Here is a 15,213-nt window from a genome sequence, read left to right on the forward strand (position 1 = left end):
ACTTAAGACGCCAATTTGTTGACGCCCCAACGGAACAACGGTGGCAACATCGTGCAGGCCGGCACGAGGGCACGCCGCACCGTGCGGGGCGTGCTGGCCAGCACCAAACCGCGGGTGAGTAGCCGGTAATCACGGGTCACCCGGTGCCAGGTGCGCTCGTAGGACTGCGGGTTGTCGGCGACGATGGCGTCGACCACTGCGGCGGCCTGCTTGACGGCGAGGCTGATGCCTTCACCGGTCAACGCATCTTCGTAGCCGGCGGCATCGCCGACCAGCAGCACCCGGCTGGCGACGCGGCGCGAAACCACTTGTCGCAACGGACCGCAACCACGCGGGTGCCCGTGATCCGCATCGCGCAACTGCTTGGCCAGCCAAGGGAACCACTCGAGTTCGGGCCGCTGCCGGGACAGGATCGCCACGCCGACGAGATCCGGTTCCACCGGTGTCACATAGGCCTCGCCCCAACGCGACCAGTGCACTTCCACGAACTCCGACCAGGCCGGCACCTTGTAGTGCCAGCGCAGTCCGTGCCGGCGAGGCGTACCGGTGGTCGCCGCGATTCCGACCGCGCGCCGTACCGCGGAATGCAGGCCGTCGGCGCCAACCAGCCACCGGGCGCGCACGCCCGCGGCCGTGACGCCGTGCGCGTCCTGCTCGACGGTAGTGACCTTGGTCCGAATCCATTCGGTGTCTTGCTCTTTCGCCCGCGCCGCCAGTGCCGCGTGCAGGGTGGTGCGTCGCACGCCACGGCCCAGGCCGGTGCGAAACAGCGCCTCAGCGCGTCGATGCTCGTTGGCATAGGCGATTCCGCGAAACGGCATGCCGACGGGGTCGACGCCGAGTGCGGTCAGCTCGGTCAGACCGCCGGGCATCAGTCCTTCGCCGCAGGCTTTGTCGATCGGACCTTCCCGTGGCTCGGCCACGATCACCGAAAGTCCTTGTCTGCGTGCGTGTAACGCCGTAGCCAGACCTCCGGGTCCACCGCCGACCACGAGCAGGTCGGCGTCGAATGTGCCCTGACCCGTCATGCGTAACCCAGCACCGAGTTCTCGACCCGGATCCGGACCTGAAGCAGCAGCGCATTCGCCACCGTGAAACAAATCGCGGTCAGCCATGCGGTATGCACCAGCGGCAGCGCGATGCCTTCAACCACCACCGCAACATAATTCGGGTGGTGCAGGAAGCGGTAGGGACCCACCTTGACCAACGGTTCGTGCGGCAGCACGATCACGCGGGTATTCCACCGCTTGCCGAGCGAGGTGATACACCACCAGCGCAGGCCCTGGCAGAGCGCCACGATCACCACCATCGGCCAGCCGAGCCAGGGTAGAAATGGTCGGTGCAGCGCCCACGGTTCGAGGAAACAGCCGACTAGTAGTGCGGTGTGCAGGACCACCATGACCAGGTAGTGGCGCTGGCCAAATTCCTTGGCACCCTGAGCGAAAGACCATTTGGCGTTGCGCTGCGACACCACCAGCTCCGCGAGGCGTTCCAGCACGACCGCCACGAGCAACAGGTAATACATGTCTTCTACCATTGCAGAAGAACTAGCTCTGAGCAGAAAGCCGGGCCCATCGCGATCATCAACCCGATCGAGCCGGCCGGCGGTGGGTCGGCGATATTGGCCCGAAGCACATCCAGAACTGAAACCGAAGACAAATTTCCGTTGTCGCGCAACGAATTCCGGGTGTGATCGAGCGCGTCGACCGGTAGGCCCAGTCCCTTCTCCACCGCCTCGATGACCCGCGGTCCGCCCGGGTGGCACACCCAGGTGGTCACGTCCTCGGGAGTCAGGCCGTGGTCGTTGAGAAATCCCCGGACGTCGTCGCCGAGGTATTTTTCGGTGACTGACGCAACGTCGACCGACAAGACGATGCGGAATCCGTCGCTGCCGATCTTCCAGCCCATCACTTCCTCGGTGTCGGGGTAGATGTGGCTGCGGGTGTCCAGGACCTTGGGCCCGGCGCCGCTGACGCCACCGACGCCTCCGATGCCATCGGCGGCTGCCCGGCGAGCCCCCTTGGTGACGACGGCGGCCGCGCCGTCGCCGAACAGGCTGGAAGCCACCAGGTTCGCCACAGAGTTATCTTCGCGCTGAATGGTCAGGGAACATAACTCGACCGCCAGCAGCACTCCGATTTGGTCGGGAAAAGCGCACAGGTAGTCGTGCATCCGGGCTACTCCCGCCGCGCCCGCGACACATCCCAAACCGAACAACGGGACGCGCTTGACGTCGGGTCGAAGTCCCACACGTTTCGCCAGCCGGGCCTCGATCGTCGGCACCGCGAGCCCTGTGACCGTCGTCGAGAAGATGATGTCGATCTCTGCCGGTGCGACGTCGGCGCGGTCCAGCGCCTCGAGTAGCGCCTGTTCGGCCAGGTCAAGTGCGACCTCGACGAAGGTGTCATTGGCCTCGGTGAAACCGCTCAGCGTGGCGTACCGCTCTAGCGGCAGAGCGGTGTGGCGGAAGTCGACACCGCTGCTGAGCGCGAACCGTCTGAACTCCGGCCCGGCAAAGTCGGTGAGCGCCGCAACGGTGTCCTCCTGGCTGTTGCGGTATCGCGGAAATTTGACGGCAACTCCCGCCACGGACGGACGTAATGCTTGATCGGTCCCCGTCGAAAGATCCGAGCGTGCCGATACTCCCCCAGAAATGTTAGCCATACCTAAGTCACGGTGTTGCGCCCGACTGGGTTCAAACCGTTGCGCCGCGACGGTGTGATCACCGCCATGAGCTGGGCCGATTTGCTTGCGCTATCTGCGGGGTACACGCGGATGAGGGGTTCGGCCGCGGAGAGCGTGCGGTCTCGGACTCGAGCCATCGACGATAGGTTGAAACATGCGGATTTTGGTGACGGGCGCCACGGGCTATGTGGGTTCACGCCTGATCACGGCGCTGCTTGCCGACGGCCACGAGGTGCTGGCCGCGACACGAAATCCCACCCGCCTCAAGAAGTTTGGTTGGTACGAGGATGTTTTGCCGGTCAAACTCGATGCCGCCGATGCGACCGAAGCCAACGCGGCATTCGCATCCGCAACAGAAGCAGCGGGTCCTATCGATGTCGTTTACTACCTCATCCACGCCATCGGCCAAGCCGACTTCCGGGACAGCGACAACGCTGCGGCCGCGAACCTGGCCGCCGCGGCACGCGATGCCGGCGTGCGGCGCATCGTGTATCTGGGTGGTTTCGTGCCCGAGGGTGAGGGGCTCTCTGAGCACCTCACCAGCCGGGCAGAGGTGGCCCATGCCTTGACGGTGGAGAACGGTCCGGAGTTGGTGTGGTTGGGCGCGGCGATCATCATCGGCGCCGGGTCCACCTCTTTTGAGATGTTGCGCTATGTAGGGGACCGTTTCCCGGTGATGCCGATGCCGGGCTGGATGAACAACCCGCTCGACCCGATCTCCATCCGCGACGTGCTGCACTACCTTGTTGCCGCTGCTGACTCCGATCGGGTGCCCGCCGGTGCCTATGACATCGCCGGTCCCGAGACCACGTCTTACCGCGGTTTGCTGAAGGCCTATACCGCTGCCGCCGGCCGATGGCAGGCCGCGCTGCCCGTCGTGGGCATCGATACCGCCCTGGCGTCACACATCTCCGGCTACATCCTGCCCCTGCCCAACGGCCTGGCCGGGGATCTGGTGGAATCGCTTGATCACCCGATGCGGGCCTCCGGCAATGGTTTACAGGATCGAGTGGCGGATCCACCCGGCGGTTTGCTTGGTGTCGACGAGGCCGTCGCGCTGGCGTTGTCGGGCCACACCAACCACCCGCCGCGGCCGGTCAACGAGCTGGCCGATCCTCATCACCTGGCCGACACCGATCCGGCCTGGGCTGGCGGCGATGCGTTGCGCATTCGGCGGCTCGCGCGGACCGTTACCCCGCCCATCGTGCGGCCAACGCTGAGGCTGGTTAACATCGTCCCAGGTCCTCTCGCTGGCGCGTTGCGAACGAGTTTGGACATCCTGCTCACGCTGACCCCGAAAGTTTGACTTCATGAGTCAGTTAGCGACTCCTCACCACTCCACTGTGCGCGAGGAGTTTCTACGCGCACTCACTAATGTCGCGGTGCCGCACCACGAGCCGCCACGCGTCGTGCTGTATCGACGCATCGTGGTGGCTATCACCCTGATCGTCGGGGCGGTGGATCTAGGGCTGTCCCTGCGTCAGACTCCCGGCGACCCCAACTTCTACTGGTTGACGCTGGCGCTGGCCGGCGTCTGGGCCGGTGGATCGTTGCTTTCCGGGCCCCTACATCTGGGTGGCATCTGCTGGCGCGGTCGCAATCAACGTCCGGTCATCACCGGAATCAGCATTGGCCTGCTGCTCAGCGTCATCTTCATCGTGGGCGGATTGGTGGTCCGGGAAATAACGCCGGTTGCCACCCTGATCACTCGCGTGCTGCAGTACTCGACGCAAGGTTCGTTTCTGTTGATCGTGGTGATCACAGTGATAAACGGTGTCGCTGAAGAGGTGTTCTTCCGCGGTGCCCTCTACACCGCGTTGGGCCGCCATCACCCGGTGGCGATTTCCACCGTCTTGTACGTCGCGGCGACTATGGCGGCCGGCAACCTGATGCTGGGTTTCGCGGGGATCATCCTGGGCACCGTGAGCGCGCTGGAACGTCGCGCCACCGGCGGGATCCTGGCGTCAATGCTGACCCACTTCGTGTGGGGCCTGACTATGTTGTTGGTGCTTCCGCCGATGTTCGGTGTGTGATCGACGAATTCGTCAGAACGTCGCGGGCCAGTGCGCGGAGCGAAGCGCTGTGCATGGGTCGCAGCAGGAACCAATACAGTCGCCCCGGTATCCCGCAGGGATACACCGTCATGCGCTGGGTGTACTGGCAGCCTCCGGCATCCTGCGGTGTCGCTGTCACCTCGAGCCACGCGCGCACGGGTGCACGGACCTGCGACTCGAACCGCAGTTTGGCGCCGGGTGCGCTGTCTACGATGCGCCAACGAGGTTTCGAGCGGCGTCGCGGCAGGGCAGCGGGAAATTCGTACCACCGACCTTCCTTGGCGGCCGCCTCCGCTGCTTTCAGTAGGTCATCGGGCGACGCGGCAGTCGTGATGCTTTGCTCGTCGGTGTAGGCGATCACGCCGGCCCAGTTCGGATCGCTGGGTAGGGGCTCGCCGGGTTCGGAGTCCAACGACTTCCACGTCGCGTCGGGCAGACCGCGGCTGGCGCGGTCGAGCGCTACCTCTACCGACTCCCGGTAGCTCGTCAGTCCTTCAGATGGTTGTTTGATGATGGAGTCGATGTCGTGGTTGCGCATCACCGCATCGCATTCCAGCGACTCGATCAGCGGCCGTGCCAGGCCGGGCGGAATGGGGGTCACCCCACCGATCCAGAGGCTCGCGATGGTTGGCGTAAGAAATGGCAACACGATCAGGTAGCGCCTGCGCAGTTGTGCGACCTCGGCGTAGACCTGCATCATGTCGCCGTATTCCAGGACGTCGGGGCCGCCGATATCCCAGGTCCGAGACGCGGGCACCGCTGCCGTTGCTGCCTCGGCAAGGTAGTACAACACGTCGCGTGCCGCGATCGGCTGAATCTCGTTGTGCACCCACTTCGGAGTAGTCATCACCGGCAACCGGTCGGTCAGGTGCCGAATCATCTCGAACGACGCCGAGCCCGACCCGACCACCACGCCGGCTTGCAGCACCACTGTCTCGATGCCGGATTCGATGAGGGCGTCGCCTACCGCCTTGCGCGACTCCAAGTGTTTGGAGAGTTTGGTGTTTTCCGGGTGTAGTCCGCTCAGGTACACGATCCGTTGCACCCCGGTTTGCCGAGCGGCGGTCACGACGTTGCGTGCCGCGCGCGTTTCCTCAGCCCCGAAGTCTTTCGACCCACCACCCATGGAATGGACCAGGTAGTAGACGACGTCGACGCCGTCAAAGGCGCTGACCAGCGAATCAACGTCGCTGAGATCACCCTTGGCCACCTCGACGTCCGCGCGCCACGGCACGTCGGCCAGCTTTTTCGGGGTGCGGGCCAGCGCGCGAACCCGGTAACCCTTGTCCAAAAGTTGTGGCACCAGTCGCGCACCGACATAGCCGGTTGCCCCGGTTACCAGGCACTGAATCTGTTCGTCCGGCACAAGTCCCTCTGTTCTGGTCTGTCAGGCATTCGGAGCCGATCAGAGAAGGGATTGCCGATACCGGCGAATCTAGTCAGGAATCGGTGAAATTGGGGGCGCGCCGTTCCTGGAAGGCCCTGATGCCTTCCTTGGAATCGGGGGCCCGTAACAGGCCGGACTGCCCGTCGAACTCACGCTGGAGCGTCGCGTCCAATTCGGTCAGGGTGGCAGCGTTGATCGCACCCTTGGTCTTGGCGAAGGCCACCGCAGGGCCGGTCAGCAACCTGGTGATCACCTTGTCCACCTCGGCGTCGAAGTCGTCGGCGGGATAGACCGCACTCACCAGACCCCAGTTCAGTGCCTCGGTGGCGGTCAACCGCTCCGGGAGCAAGGCCATCCGCATCGCCCGGATCCGGCCGATCGCGGCAGCCACCAAGGCCGACGCGCCGCCGTCGAGCATCAACCCGATCTTGGTGAAAGCGAGCATGAAGAAGGCCTTCTCCGAGGCCAATACGACGTCGCATGCCAGCGCGATGGAGACGCCGACGCCGGCCGCCGGTCCCTGGACGACGGCAACGACCGGGCGGGGCAGTGCCGTGATCGCCCGAATCAGCCGGTTGATCTCGATGATGATGTCGTCCGGCGATGAAACCGCGCCGTCGGACTGGTCGTCGGCGCTGATGCCCGCCCCGGAACTGAAGCCGCGGCCTGCGCCGCCGAGTCGCACCACCCGCACCGCTGGGTCGGTGGCTGCGCGTTCCATCACGTCGGCAATGCCGGTGATCACCGGGATGATCAACGAGTTGAGGCTGTCGGGGCGGTTGATCGTCACCGACAGCACGCCGTCGTTCAGGCCGACGTCGAGGCCGTCGACAGGTGTGAAAGTGGCAATTCCGGATTCGGACATGAGATTCACACTAAGTGATAGTGGCGACCCGCTACGCCCGGCCATTCGGCCGCGCTTGCGATCGCCACGAAGCGAGACCGGGTTGACCGGCCGCCGGGGGCGGCTGCGAAGATGCAATCAACCGGTTGTTCGACTCGGCGAGGGTCGCAAGCGCGGCGTAGCCGGGCGCTGCGGGCCCGAGCCATTGATCCCAGCGTGGGTCGAGGACGTCAAAGCAGACGAAAGGTCGGTGCACCCATGGCGGGGCCGCTGAGTGGATTACGTGTTGTCGAACTGGCGGGCATCGGGCCGGGCCCGCACGCCGCAATGATTCTGGGGGACCTTGGCGCGGACGTGGTGCGCGTCGATCGCCCGTCGGGCGCTCCGGGAGGCGTGGTCAAAGACGCCATGAGCCGCAACCGGCGCATTGTGTCCGCCGACCTCAAATCCGATGAAGGTCGCGAGTCGGTGCTCAAGCTCGTCGCCAAGGCCGACGTGCTCATCGAGGGTTACCGTCCCGGCGTCACCGAGCGGCTCGGTCTGGGACCCGAAGACTGCGCCAAGGTCAACGAGCGGCTGGTTTATGCGCGGATGACCGGCTGGGGCCAGGCAGGCCCGCGCAGCCAGCAGGCCGGTCACGACATCAACTACATCTCCCTCAACGGGATCCTGCATTCGATCGGCCGGGAGGGTGAGCGGCCGGTGCCGCCGCTGAACCTGGTCGGCGACTTCGGCGGCGGTTCGATGTTCCTCCTGCTCGGCATCTTGTCCGCGCTGTGGGAGCGGCAGAGCTCCGGCAAGGGCCAAGTTGTCGACGCCGCGATGGTCGACGGGTCCAGCGTGCTGGTGCAGATGATGTGGCAGATGCGCGCCTCGGGAATCTGGACTGACGTGCGCGGCACCAACATGCTCGACGGCGGTGCGCCCTACTACGACACCTACGAGTGCGCCGACGGCCGCTACGTCGCGGTCGGCGCGATCGAGCCGCAGTTCTACGCGGCCATGATCACCGGCCTCGGTCTCGACGGGGCTGACATACCGTCGCAAAACGACGTCAGCCGGTGGCCGGAACTGCGAGCGGCGTTCACCGAGGCATTCGGCAGTCGCGACCGAGACCACTGGGCCAAGGTGTTCGCCGATTCCGATGCCTGCGTAACCCCGGTCCTGGCGTTCGGCGAAGCGCACACCGAACCGCATATCGCCGAGCGGAACACCTTCTACGAGATCGATGGCAATCTGCAGCCGATGCCCGCGCCGCGGTTCTCGCGGACCGCGCCGTTAACACCCCGTCAGGCGGAACCGGTGGGGGACGTCGAAGCAATTCTGCAGGGCTGGGTATAGTCCCAACCAACCAGTAGGTTGGGCAACCGGAGGGACATTCGCGTGGAGATCAGGGACGCCGTAGCTGTCGTCACCGGGGGAGCCTCAGGGCTTGGCCTGGCCACCACCAAGCGCCTTCTCGATGCCGGTGCCCAGGTGGTCGTGCTGGATCTGCGCGGCGAGGAAGCGGTGGCCGAACTCGGCGATCGCGCACGCTTCGCCCAGGCTGATGTCACCGACGAAGCTGCGGTGGGCGCTGCGCTGGATGTCGCGGAATCGCTGGGTCCGCTGCGGATCGCGGTCAACTGCGCCGGCACCGGGAACGCCATTCGGGTGTTGAGCAAGGACGGCGTCTTCCCGCTGGCTGCGTTCCGCAAGATCGTGGACATCAACCTGGTAGGTACCTTCAACGTGATTCGGCTTGCCGCGGAAAGAATCGCCCAGACCGAGCCCATCGGCGAGGAGCGCGGCGTCATCGTCAACACCGCCTCAGTGGCGGCCTTCGACGGCCAGATCGGCCAGGCCGCCTACTCGGCGTCCAAGGGCGGCGTCGTCGGCCTGACCCTGCCGGTCGCGCGTGACCTGGCCAGCAAGCTGATCCGGGTAGTCACCATCGCTCCTGGTTTGTTCGACACCCCGTTGTTGGCCGGTCTGCCGGAGCCCGCCCGCGAGTCGCTGGGCAAGCAGGTGCCGCATCCGTCTCGGCTGGGCAACCCTGACGAGTACGGCGCGCTGGCCGTGCACATCGTCGAGAACCCGATGCTCAACGGCGAGGTCATCCGTCTGGACGGCGCGATTCGGATGGCGCCGCGCTAGTCATGCCTTAAAAACGAAGAAGCCCCCCGCAGTGCGGGGGGCTAGCTTCGCATCCACAACTAAGTGGTTACTTGCGAAACCATCGGGAGACGGTGGAATCGGCCATCAGCAGTCTTGCTAGTACGCCCATGATTTACCTCAGCTCGCTGTAGGAAATGCTTGCCATTCGTCGAACTGCTCGGAGCACTCACCCTCGACGAGCATGTCGCCGTGGTAGAGAGCTTCGAAGTCAGCCTTGATGACATCGGCACTGGTGTCGTCGATCCACATGACATTGAGCTTATGGGCCGCTATTAAGGAATCGGTGAGTCACGATTCGGAAAATGGTGGCAATTATTACCGATCGGTAGGTCCCGGGCCGGTGCTGGTGGGAGGCGCGAGGTTACCCAATTTTTGTCCGGATGAACCATCTCGGGCAGGGGCCTCGTATACAGCGAGGGTGCTATTTGACACTTGTAACTTAGCGTTGCTAAGTTACCGCGGGTAACGGCACGGGTTGTGGGGGCAGCTGCGGGCCAGCGGCGGAGGGACACGGCATGCTGCAGGGGATAGCTCGACTGGCTATCGCGGCTCCACGACGGATCATCGGAATCGCGGTCCTCGTCTTCATCGCGGCGGCGATCTTCGGGATCCCGGTCGCGAAGAGCCTGTCACCGGGCGGCTTCCAAGACCCTAGTTCGGAATCCGCTCACGCCATCACGGTGCTGACCGACAAATTCGGCCAGAGCGGCCAGCAGATGCTGATTCTGGTGACCGCACCGGCAGGCGCCAAGAGCGAACAGGCCCGCAGGGTGGGCACCGATCTCGTCGAACAATTGGGCCGCTCACCGCTCGTCTACAACGTCACCTCGGCGTGGACGGCGCCACCGGAGGCAGCCGCCGATCTGATCAGCAAGGACGGCAAAGACGGGTTGATCGTCGTCAACCTCAAGGGCGGCGAAAACGACGCGCAGAAGAACGCCCAAACCCTGGCCGACCGATTCATCCATGACCACGACGGCGTCGCGGTCCGGGCGGGCGGCTCCGCCATGGAGTACGCCCAGATCAACAAGCAGAACCAGGCCGACCTGTTGGTCATGGAGATGATCGCGATCCCTTTCAGCTTCATGGTGCTGGTCTGGGTGTTCGGCGGACTGCTGGCGGCGGCGTTGCCGATGGCGCTCGGCGCGCTGGCCGTCGTCGGCTCCATGTCGGTGCTGCGGTTGGTCACGTTCACCACCGAGGTGTCGATCTTCGCGCTCAACCTGAGCACCGCGCTGGGCCTGGCGCTGGCCATCGACTACACACTGCTGATCATCAGCCGGTACCGCGACGAATTGGCCGAGGGGTGTGACAGGGACGAGGCGCTGATCCGGACGATGGCCACCTCGGGCCGCACGGTGATCTTCTCCGCGGTCACGGTGGCGCTGTCCATGGCGGCGACCGTGCTGTTCCCGATGTACTTCCTCAAGTCCTTTGCCTACGCCGGCGTCGCGACGGTCGCCTTCGTCGCGACCGCGTCGATCATCGTCACCCCGGCCGCCATCGTGCTGATGGGTTCCCGGATCGACAAGTTCGATGTGCGACGGCTGGTGCGTCGGCTGCTCGGCCGCCCCGAGCCGTCACACAAGGCCGTCGAGCAGCTGTTCTGGTATCGGTCGAGCAAGTTCGTCATGCGCCACTGGCTGCCGATCGGGTCGGCGGTCGTCGCCCTGCTGCTGCTACTCGGCCTGCCATTCATGTCGGTCAAGTGGGGCTTCCCGGATGACCGGGTGCTGCCGAATTCGGCGTCCGCCCATCAGGTCGGCAATCAGTTGCGCGACAACTTCGCCCGCGACTCCGCAACAGCGGTGCCGATCGTCATTCCCGACGCCCGCGGCCTGACTCCAGGCGACCTCAGCAAGTACGCGGAGGACCTGTCGCTGGTACCCGACGTCTCAGCGGTGTCCGCTCCGACCGGGACATTTGTCGGTGGAAAGCCGTCGGGCCCCCCTGTTGGCGCAACCGGAATGACGGACGGTAGTGCGTTTCTGACCGTGAGCAGCACGGCGCCGCTGTTCTCACCCGCCTCGGACACGCAGCTCAATCGGCTCCATCAGGTGGCGGGCCCCGGTGGCCGCTCGGTTGAGCTCGCCGGGGTCGCGCAGGTCAACCGCGACAGCGTTGACGCGGTGACCGATCGGCTGCCGTTGGTGCTCGGTTTGATGGCAGCGGTGACGTTCGTCCTGCTGTTCCTGCTGACCGGCAGTGTGGTGCTGCCGCTGAAGGCGCTGGTGCTGAACGTGCTGTCGCTGACCGCCGCGTTCGGCGCACTGGTCTGGATTTTCCAGGACGGCCATTTCGGTGCGCTGGGCACGACGCCGAGCGGGACGCTGGTGGCGAATATGCCGGTGCTGCTGTTCTGTATCGCATTCGGGCTTTCGATGGACTATGAAGTGTTTCTGGTTTCCAGAATCCGCGAGTACTGGCTCGCTTCGGGCGCCGCGCGTCCGGCGCACCCGAGCCCGCGCGAAGCGCATGCCGCCAACGACGAGAGTGTGGCGCTCGGGGTTGCGCGCACCGGCCGGGTGATCACCGCGGCCGCGTTGGTGATGTCGATGTCGTTCGCCGCGCTGATCGCCGCGCATGTGTCGTTTATGCGGATGTTCGGGCTGGGCCTGACGCTTGCCGTCATCGCCGATGCCACCTTGGTGCGCATGGTGCTGGTCCCTGCCTTCATGCACGTGATGGGCCGGTGGAATTGGTGGGCACCCAAGCCGCTGGTGTGGCTGCACGAGCGGTTCGGCATAAGCGAGGGCGGCGCCTTTACCGAGCCGATTGCTGTGGAATCCGACGTGGACGACGCCGACACCGCCAAGATTCCCACCCAGCGCAATGGACGGGAGATCCACGCTTCGGTGACGCGCCATGGTTGACGTCTCGGTGGGCGGCCTGCGCCGTCAGCGAGCCCCGCGCGGGTCAGGCGACCGGCTGCGGCACGAAATCCTGGATGCGGCCACTGAACTGTTGCTGGAGACCGGGCAGGCCAGGGCCGTATCCATCCGATCGGTGGCACAACGCGTCGGGGTCACGTCGCCGTCCATATATCTGCATTTTCAAGACAAGAACGCCCTGCTGGACGCCGTGTGCGCTCGCTATTTTGCGCGGCTGGACGAGGGGATGGAGCAGGCCGCCAGTGGCCAGCTGACCTCCGTGGATGTGCTGCGTGCCCAGGGAATGGCGTATGTGCGGTTCGCCTTGCAGACCCCTGAGCTGTACCGGCTCGCCACCATGGCGGAGTGGCGCCCGGGAAGCGATGTCGACACCGTGCTGGCCGGCTCGACGTTCAAGCACATGCGTGCGTCAGTCCAAACGCTGGTGGAGGAGGGCATCTACCGAACCGATGACCCCACCACCCTCGCTCTGGAACTGTGGACCGCCGTGCACGGCATCGCGGCGCTGCTGATCGCCAAGCCCCATCTGCCGTTCGGTGACGTCGAGGCGTTCGCCGACCGGGTCTTCCTGTCGGTACTGTGCGGCCATATGGTCGCTGGGTCCGTCGGGCCCAATGTGACATCCGAGCGGCTGGTGGATTGGGTTCTGGAACATCGTCCAGTGGAGGAAACGCGCGAATGACGTCCGCCAAGATCGACAACCCGTTCTTCGCGTGGTTCTGGCCGTTGTTCGCGGCTCACGAGGCCGAATCGGTCCGGGTCTTGCGTCGGGAGAACCTGTCGGGCCTGTCGGGGCGGGTCCTCGAAGTCGGCGCGGGGAGCGGGACGAACTTCGCCTACTACCCGGACACTGTCACCGAGGTGGTAGCGGTCGAGCCCGAGCCGCGGCTCATTCAGAATGCGCGGGCTGCGGCTGCAAAGGCGGCGATTCCAATCGTCGTGACCAGCGAAGTGGCTGAGGAGATCAGCGACAGCGAGCCCTTCGACGCGGTGGTCTGCTCGTTGGTGCTGTGCTCGGTGCACGACCAGGGCAGCGTGCTGCGACGGTTGCATGAGGTGTTGCGGCCGGGCGGTGAGCTGCGCTTCCTCGAGCACATAGCCAGTGCCGGCACCCGCGGCAGATTGCAGCGAATTGCCGACGCCACGATCTGGCCCCACATCATGGGTAACTGCCACACGCATCGCGACACCGAGCGGGCGATCGTCGACGCGGGGTTTGACGTGGAAGTGGCGCGGCATGAGTGGACGATGCCGGCGTGGACGCCGCTGCCGGTGTCCGAGCTGGTGGTGGGCCGGGCCCGCCGCCGCTGAGCCTGCTTTGGCGGGCCCGAGCGTGCGCCCAGATCGTGAAAATCGCCTGGATCGCCGTGTGGGCACACTTTCGGCGCACTCACCGCACGCTGAGCGCCGCTAATGCAGCGTCGACGCCCGAAACTCCCGCGCGTCGCGTACACGGGCGATAACGCGTTCCGGACGGTCTGCTGCCGTCACTCGAATGACGATCCAGCCGAGTCGGTCCAAATCTTCCCTGCGGTGGTTGTCTTTGTTGTACTGCCAGCGGTCGAGTCGGTGGTGTTCCCCGTCGTACTCGACCGCGACCATCAGGTCCTCCCAACCCATGTCGAGGTAGTACACCCGGCCGGCGTCGGTCTGCACGCGGATCTGGGTGGTGGGTCGTGGCATTCCCGCGCGGATCAGCAGCAGACGCAGCCACGTCTCTCTTGGCGATTCCGCACCCACGTCGACAAGTTCCAAGGCCGTTTCCAACTGCCTCAAACCACGCGCGCCGCGATGCCGCTCGGCCGTTGCGCAGACTTCATCGACGGACATCCGGGTCGCGCGGATGAGCGCATCCAGGTGTGCAACCGCCTGGCCCAGCGGACTGCGGCGACCGAGGTCATATGCTGTGCGCTGCGGTGTTGTAACCGGCAGGCCGGCAACCTTCGTGTGCTCATTCGGGTCGAGTCGGAAGTCATGTGTGCGGACACCGTTCGGTGGTCGCCGGTTCGACCAGATCAACTCCACTGGCGAGTCATCATCGACCCACTTCGAGCCGTGCAATGCAGCAGCCGTCAGCCCCGCAATCGCGCCCAGACGATGCGACCACAGCCATGCTGCTTCGGTGCGCCTGCGTAGCGAAAGGATCGCTTCACGCGGGATGTATACGTCGGGCAGCACGGACCGGAACCGAGACCGCAATTCGTGCGGCCGCAGTTTCCCGTCGGCTATTGCCTCACTGCCGATGAAAGGAGACGACATTTCCCTGCTGGACACTCGGCGAGGATCGCCGAACGGTCGAATTCACGCAGTTCGAATTCGCGCTGAGAATCTCAGCTGTGTACAAACGCGAAACTGTGGGCAAGTCGCGGGACGCTGCCGCGAGTCTGCAGTGGCTGCGCCGAACGTGCGGCAGATGCGTCGTTCGACCCAGATCAGGTGATCTCAGCGCACGATCGGCGCACCGGACTTACTTCAAAAGCGCCGGCAACCGCTCCAACAACCCGGGCAGCGCCTTGCTCGCCGACTCGCGTATGCAGACTGTCGCGTGCTCTGACAGCGGTGTGGGTTCTGGATTCACTTCGATGACGACGGTCCCGCGGGCCAGCGCCAACTCGGGCAGCCCCGCCGCCGGATAGACGATGGCCGAGGTCCCGACCACCACGACAAGGTCGGCGTTCTCGGTCGCCTCGACGGCGCTCAGCCACGGCCCCTGGGGTAGCGCTTCGCCGAACCACACGATGTCCGGTCTGATCAAACCGCCGCAGCGGCAGACCGGCGGTTCCACCTCGATAGCCGCTTCGGTCATCACCGGCAGCGGGTCGGTGTAGGGCGTATTGCAACGAGCGCAACGGAATTTGAAGAGGCTGCCGTGCAGATGATGCACCGGATCGCTGCCCCCGCGCTCATGTAGATCGTCGACGTTCTGGGTGATCACCGTGACCGCGGTGACGTCTGGGTCGGATTGCCACTTCGCGATCGCGCGGTGTCCGTCGTTGGGTTGGACGTCGGACACCAGGTAATGACGCCAGAGGTACCAGCCCCAAACCCGTTCGGGATTGCTTTCCCAGCCCTGCACGCTGGACAGCTCGTACGGATCAAAGCGCGCCCACAAGCCGTTTTTGTCGTCGCGAAACGTCGGTACCCCGCTCTCGGCGGAGATACCTGCGCCGCTAAGCACCGCCACTCGCATCCCAC

At 65.1% G+C, this 15,213-nt stretch carries 15 protein-coding genes; 7 read left to right on the forward strand and 8 right to left on the reverse strand.

Features of this window, described 5'->3' with window-relative positions; translation table 11 throughout:
- Positions 1-2: 2 nt before the first annotated feature.
- Genes ACZY1I_RS10390 through ACZY1I_RS10400 form a run of 3 tightly spaced genes read right to left on the reverse strand, consistent with a single transcriptional unit; the run spans position 3 to position 2,589 of the window.
- On the reverse strand, positions 3-1,028 hold the full coding sequence (locus tag ACZY1I_RS10390) for an NAD(P)/FAD-dependent oxidoreductase (protein WP_463754251.1): 1,026 nt from the start codon (positions 1,026-1,028) through the stop codon (positions 3-5).
- Positions 1,025-1,525, reverse strand: a complete 501-nt coding sequence (locus ACZY1I_RS10395; protein ID WP_463754252.1) for an isoprenylcysteine carboxyl methyltransferase family protein — start codon at positions 1,523-1,525, stop codon at positions 1,025-1,027. The genes ACZY1I_RS10390 and ACZY1I_RS10395 overlap by 4 nt, the downstream gene beginning before the upstream one ends.
- A 5-nt stretch (positions 1,526-1,530) precedes the next feature.
- Positions 1,531-2,589, reverse strand: a complete 1,059-nt coding sequence (locus ACZY1I_RS10400; protein ID WP_463754253.1) for a type III polyketide synthase — start codon at positions 2,587-2,589, stop codon at positions 1,531-1,533.
- A 250-nt stretch (positions 2,590-2,839) separates the two neighbouring features.
- Between ACZY1I_RS10400 and ACZY1I_RS10405 the strand changes: the two genes are divergently transcribed.
- Positions 2,840-3,991 (forward strand): NAD(P)H-binding protein, encoded by a 1,152-nt coding sequence (locus ACZY1I_RS10405; RefSeq protein ID WP_463754254.1) that lies wholly within the window; start codon positions 2,840-2,842, stop codon positions 3,989-3,991.
- Positions 3,992-3,995: 4 nt separating this feature from the next.
- Complete coding sequence (locus ACZY1I_RS10410) at positions 3,996-4,718, forward strand: lysostaphin resistance A-like protein (protein ID WP_463754255.1); 723 nt, start codon at positions 3,996-3,998, stop codon at positions 4,716-4,718.
- Here the strand turns inward: ACZY1I_RS10410 and ACZY1I_RS10415 are convergent.
- On the reverse strand, positions 4,681-6,105 hold the full coding sequence (locus tag ACZY1I_RS10415; RefSeq protein WP_463754256.1) for a DUF2867 domain-containing protein: 1,425 nt from the start codon (positions 6,103-6,105) through the stop codon (positions 4,681-4,683). The two genes, ACZY1I_RS10410 and ACZY1I_RS10415, sit on opposite strands and share 38 nt — an antisense overlap.
- A 73-nt stretch (positions 6,106-6,178) precedes the next feature.
- On the reverse strand, positions 6,179-6,991 hold the full coding sequence (locus tag ACZY1I_RS10420; RefSeq protein WP_463754258.1) for an enoyl-CoA hydratase: 813 nt from the start codon (positions 6,989-6,991) through the stop codon (positions 6,179-6,181).
- A 237-nt stretch (positions 6,992-7,228) separates the two neighbouring features.
- Here ACZY1I_RS10420 and ACZY1I_RS10425 point away from each other — a divergent pair, with 237 nt between their 5' ends.
- Entirely contained in the window at positions 7,229-8,311 is a 1,083-nt protein-coding gene (locus ACZY1I_RS10425; RefSeq protein WP_463754259.1) for a CaiB/BaiF CoA transferase family protein, read from the forward strand.
- A gap of 42 nt (positions 8,312-8,353) precedes the next feature.
- Complete coding sequence (locus ACZY1I_RS10430) at positions 8,354-9,106, forward strand: 3-hydroxyacyl-CoA dehydrogenase (protein ID WP_463754260.1); 753 nt, start codon at positions 8,354-8,356, stop codon at positions 9,104-9,106.
- A gap of 138 nt (positions 9,107-9,244) precedes the next feature.
- Here the strand turns inward: ACZY1I_RS10430 and ACZY1I_RS10435 are convergent, their stop codons facing one another.
- Positions 9,245-9,376, reverse strand: coding sequence for a hypothetical protein (locus ACZY1I_RS10435; protein WP_463754261.1), 132 nt, complete (start codon positions 9,374-9,376; stop codon positions 9,245-9,247).
- Positions 9,377-9,642: 266 nt separating this feature from the next.
- On the opposite strand from ACZY1I_RS10435, the gene ACZY1I_RS10440 reads away from it, so the two are divergent.
- From ACZY1I_RS10440 to ACZY1I_RS10450, 3 genes are read left to right on the forward strand one after another with little or no spacing between them, the layout of a single operon-like run.
- Positions 9,643-12,000 (forward strand): MMPL family transporter, encoded by a 2,358-nt coding sequence (locus ACZY1I_RS10440; RefSeq protein WP_463754262.1) that lies wholly within the window; start codon positions 9,643-9,645, stop codon positions 11,998-12,000.
- Complete coding sequence (locus ACZY1I_RS10445; protein ID WP_463754263.1) at positions 11,993-12,700, forward strand: TetR/AcrR family transcriptional regulator; 708 nt, start codon at positions 11,993-11,995, stop codon at positions 12,698-12,700. Before ACZY1I_RS10440 ends, ACZY1I_RS10445 begins: the two co-directional genes overlap by 8 nt.
- Positions 12,697-13,329, forward strand: a complete 633-nt coding sequence (locus ACZY1I_RS10450; protein WP_463754264.1) for a class I SAM-dependent methyltransferase — start codon at positions 12,697-12,699, stop codon at positions 13,327-13,329. The genes ACZY1I_RS10445 and ACZY1I_RS10450 overlap by 4 nt, the downstream gene beginning before the upstream one ends.
- 99 nt (positions 13,330-13,428) lie before the next feature.
- Here ACZY1I_RS10450 and ACZY1I_RS10455 read toward each other — a convergent pair whose 3' ends face one another.
- Positions 13,429-14,277 (reverse strand): endonuclease domain-containing protein, encoded by an 849-nt coding sequence (locus tag ACZY1I_RS10455; protein ID WP_463754374.1) that lies wholly within the window; start codon positions 14,275-14,277, stop codon positions 13,429-13,431.
- A gap of 208 nt (positions 14,278-14,485) precedes the next feature.
- Positions 14,486-15,208, reverse strand: a complete 723-nt coding sequence (locus tag ACZY1I_RS10460; protein ID WP_463754265.1) for an NAD-dependent deacylase — start codon at positions 15,206-15,208, stop codon at positions 14,486-14,488.
- Between the last annotated feature and the right edge of the window lie 5 nt (positions 15,209-15,213).

Source organism: Mycobacterium sp. IDUB_37 (assembly GCF_055419245.1).

Bases quoted from the DNA above. Each gene is read 5' to 3' on its own strand.
- ACZY1I_RS10390 (WP_463754251.1), bottom strand. From the start codon at position 1,028: ATGACGGGTCAGGGCACATTCGACGCCGACCTGCTCGTGGTCGGCGGT.
- ACZY1I_RS10395 (WP_463754252.1), bottom strand. From the start codon at position 1,525: ATGTATTACCTGTTGCTCGTGGCGGTCGTGCTGGAACGCCTCGCGGAG.
- ACZY1I_RS10405 (WP_463754254.1), top strand. From the start codon at position 2,840: ATGCGGATTTTGGTGACGGGCGCCACGGGCTATGTGGGTTCACGCCTG.
- ACZY1I_RS10410 (WP_463754255.1), top strand. From the start codon at position 3,996: ATGAGTCAGTTAGCGACTCCTCACCACTCCACTGTGCGCGAGGAGTTT.
- ACZY1I_RS10420 (WP_463754258.1), bottom strand. From the start codon at position 6,991: ATGTCCGAATCCGGAATTGCCACTTTCACACCTGTCGACGGCCTCGAC.
- ACZY1I_RS10425 (WP_463754259.1), top strand. From the start codon at position 7,229: ATGGCGGGGCCGCTGAGTGGATTACGTGTTGTCGAACTGGCGGGCATC.
- ACZY1I_RS10435 (WP_463754261.1), bottom strand. From the start codon at position 9,376: ATGTGGATCGACGACACCAGTGCCGATGTCATCAAGGCTGACTTCGAA.
- ACZY1I_RS10440 (WP_463754262.1), top strand. From the start codon at position 9,643: ATGCTGCAGGGGATAGCTCGACTGGCTATCGCGGCTCCACGACGGATC.
- ACZY1I_RS10445 (WP_463754263.1), top strand. From the start codon at position 11,993: ATGGTTGACGTCTCGGTGGGCGGCCTGCGCCGTCAGCGAGCCCCGCGC.
- ACZY1I_RS10450 (WP_463754264.1), top strand. From the start codon at position 12,697: ATGACGTCCGCCAAGATCGACAACCCGTTCTTCGCGTGGTTCTGGCCG.
- ACZY1I_RS10455 (WP_463754374.1), bottom strand. From the start codon at position 14,277: ATGTCGTCTCCTTTCATCGGCAGTGAGGCAATAGCCGACGGGAAACTG.
- ACZY1I_RS10460 (WP_463754265.1), bottom strand. From the start codon at position 15,208: ATGCGAGTGGCGGTGCTTAGCGGCGCAGGTATCTCCGCCGAGAGCGGG.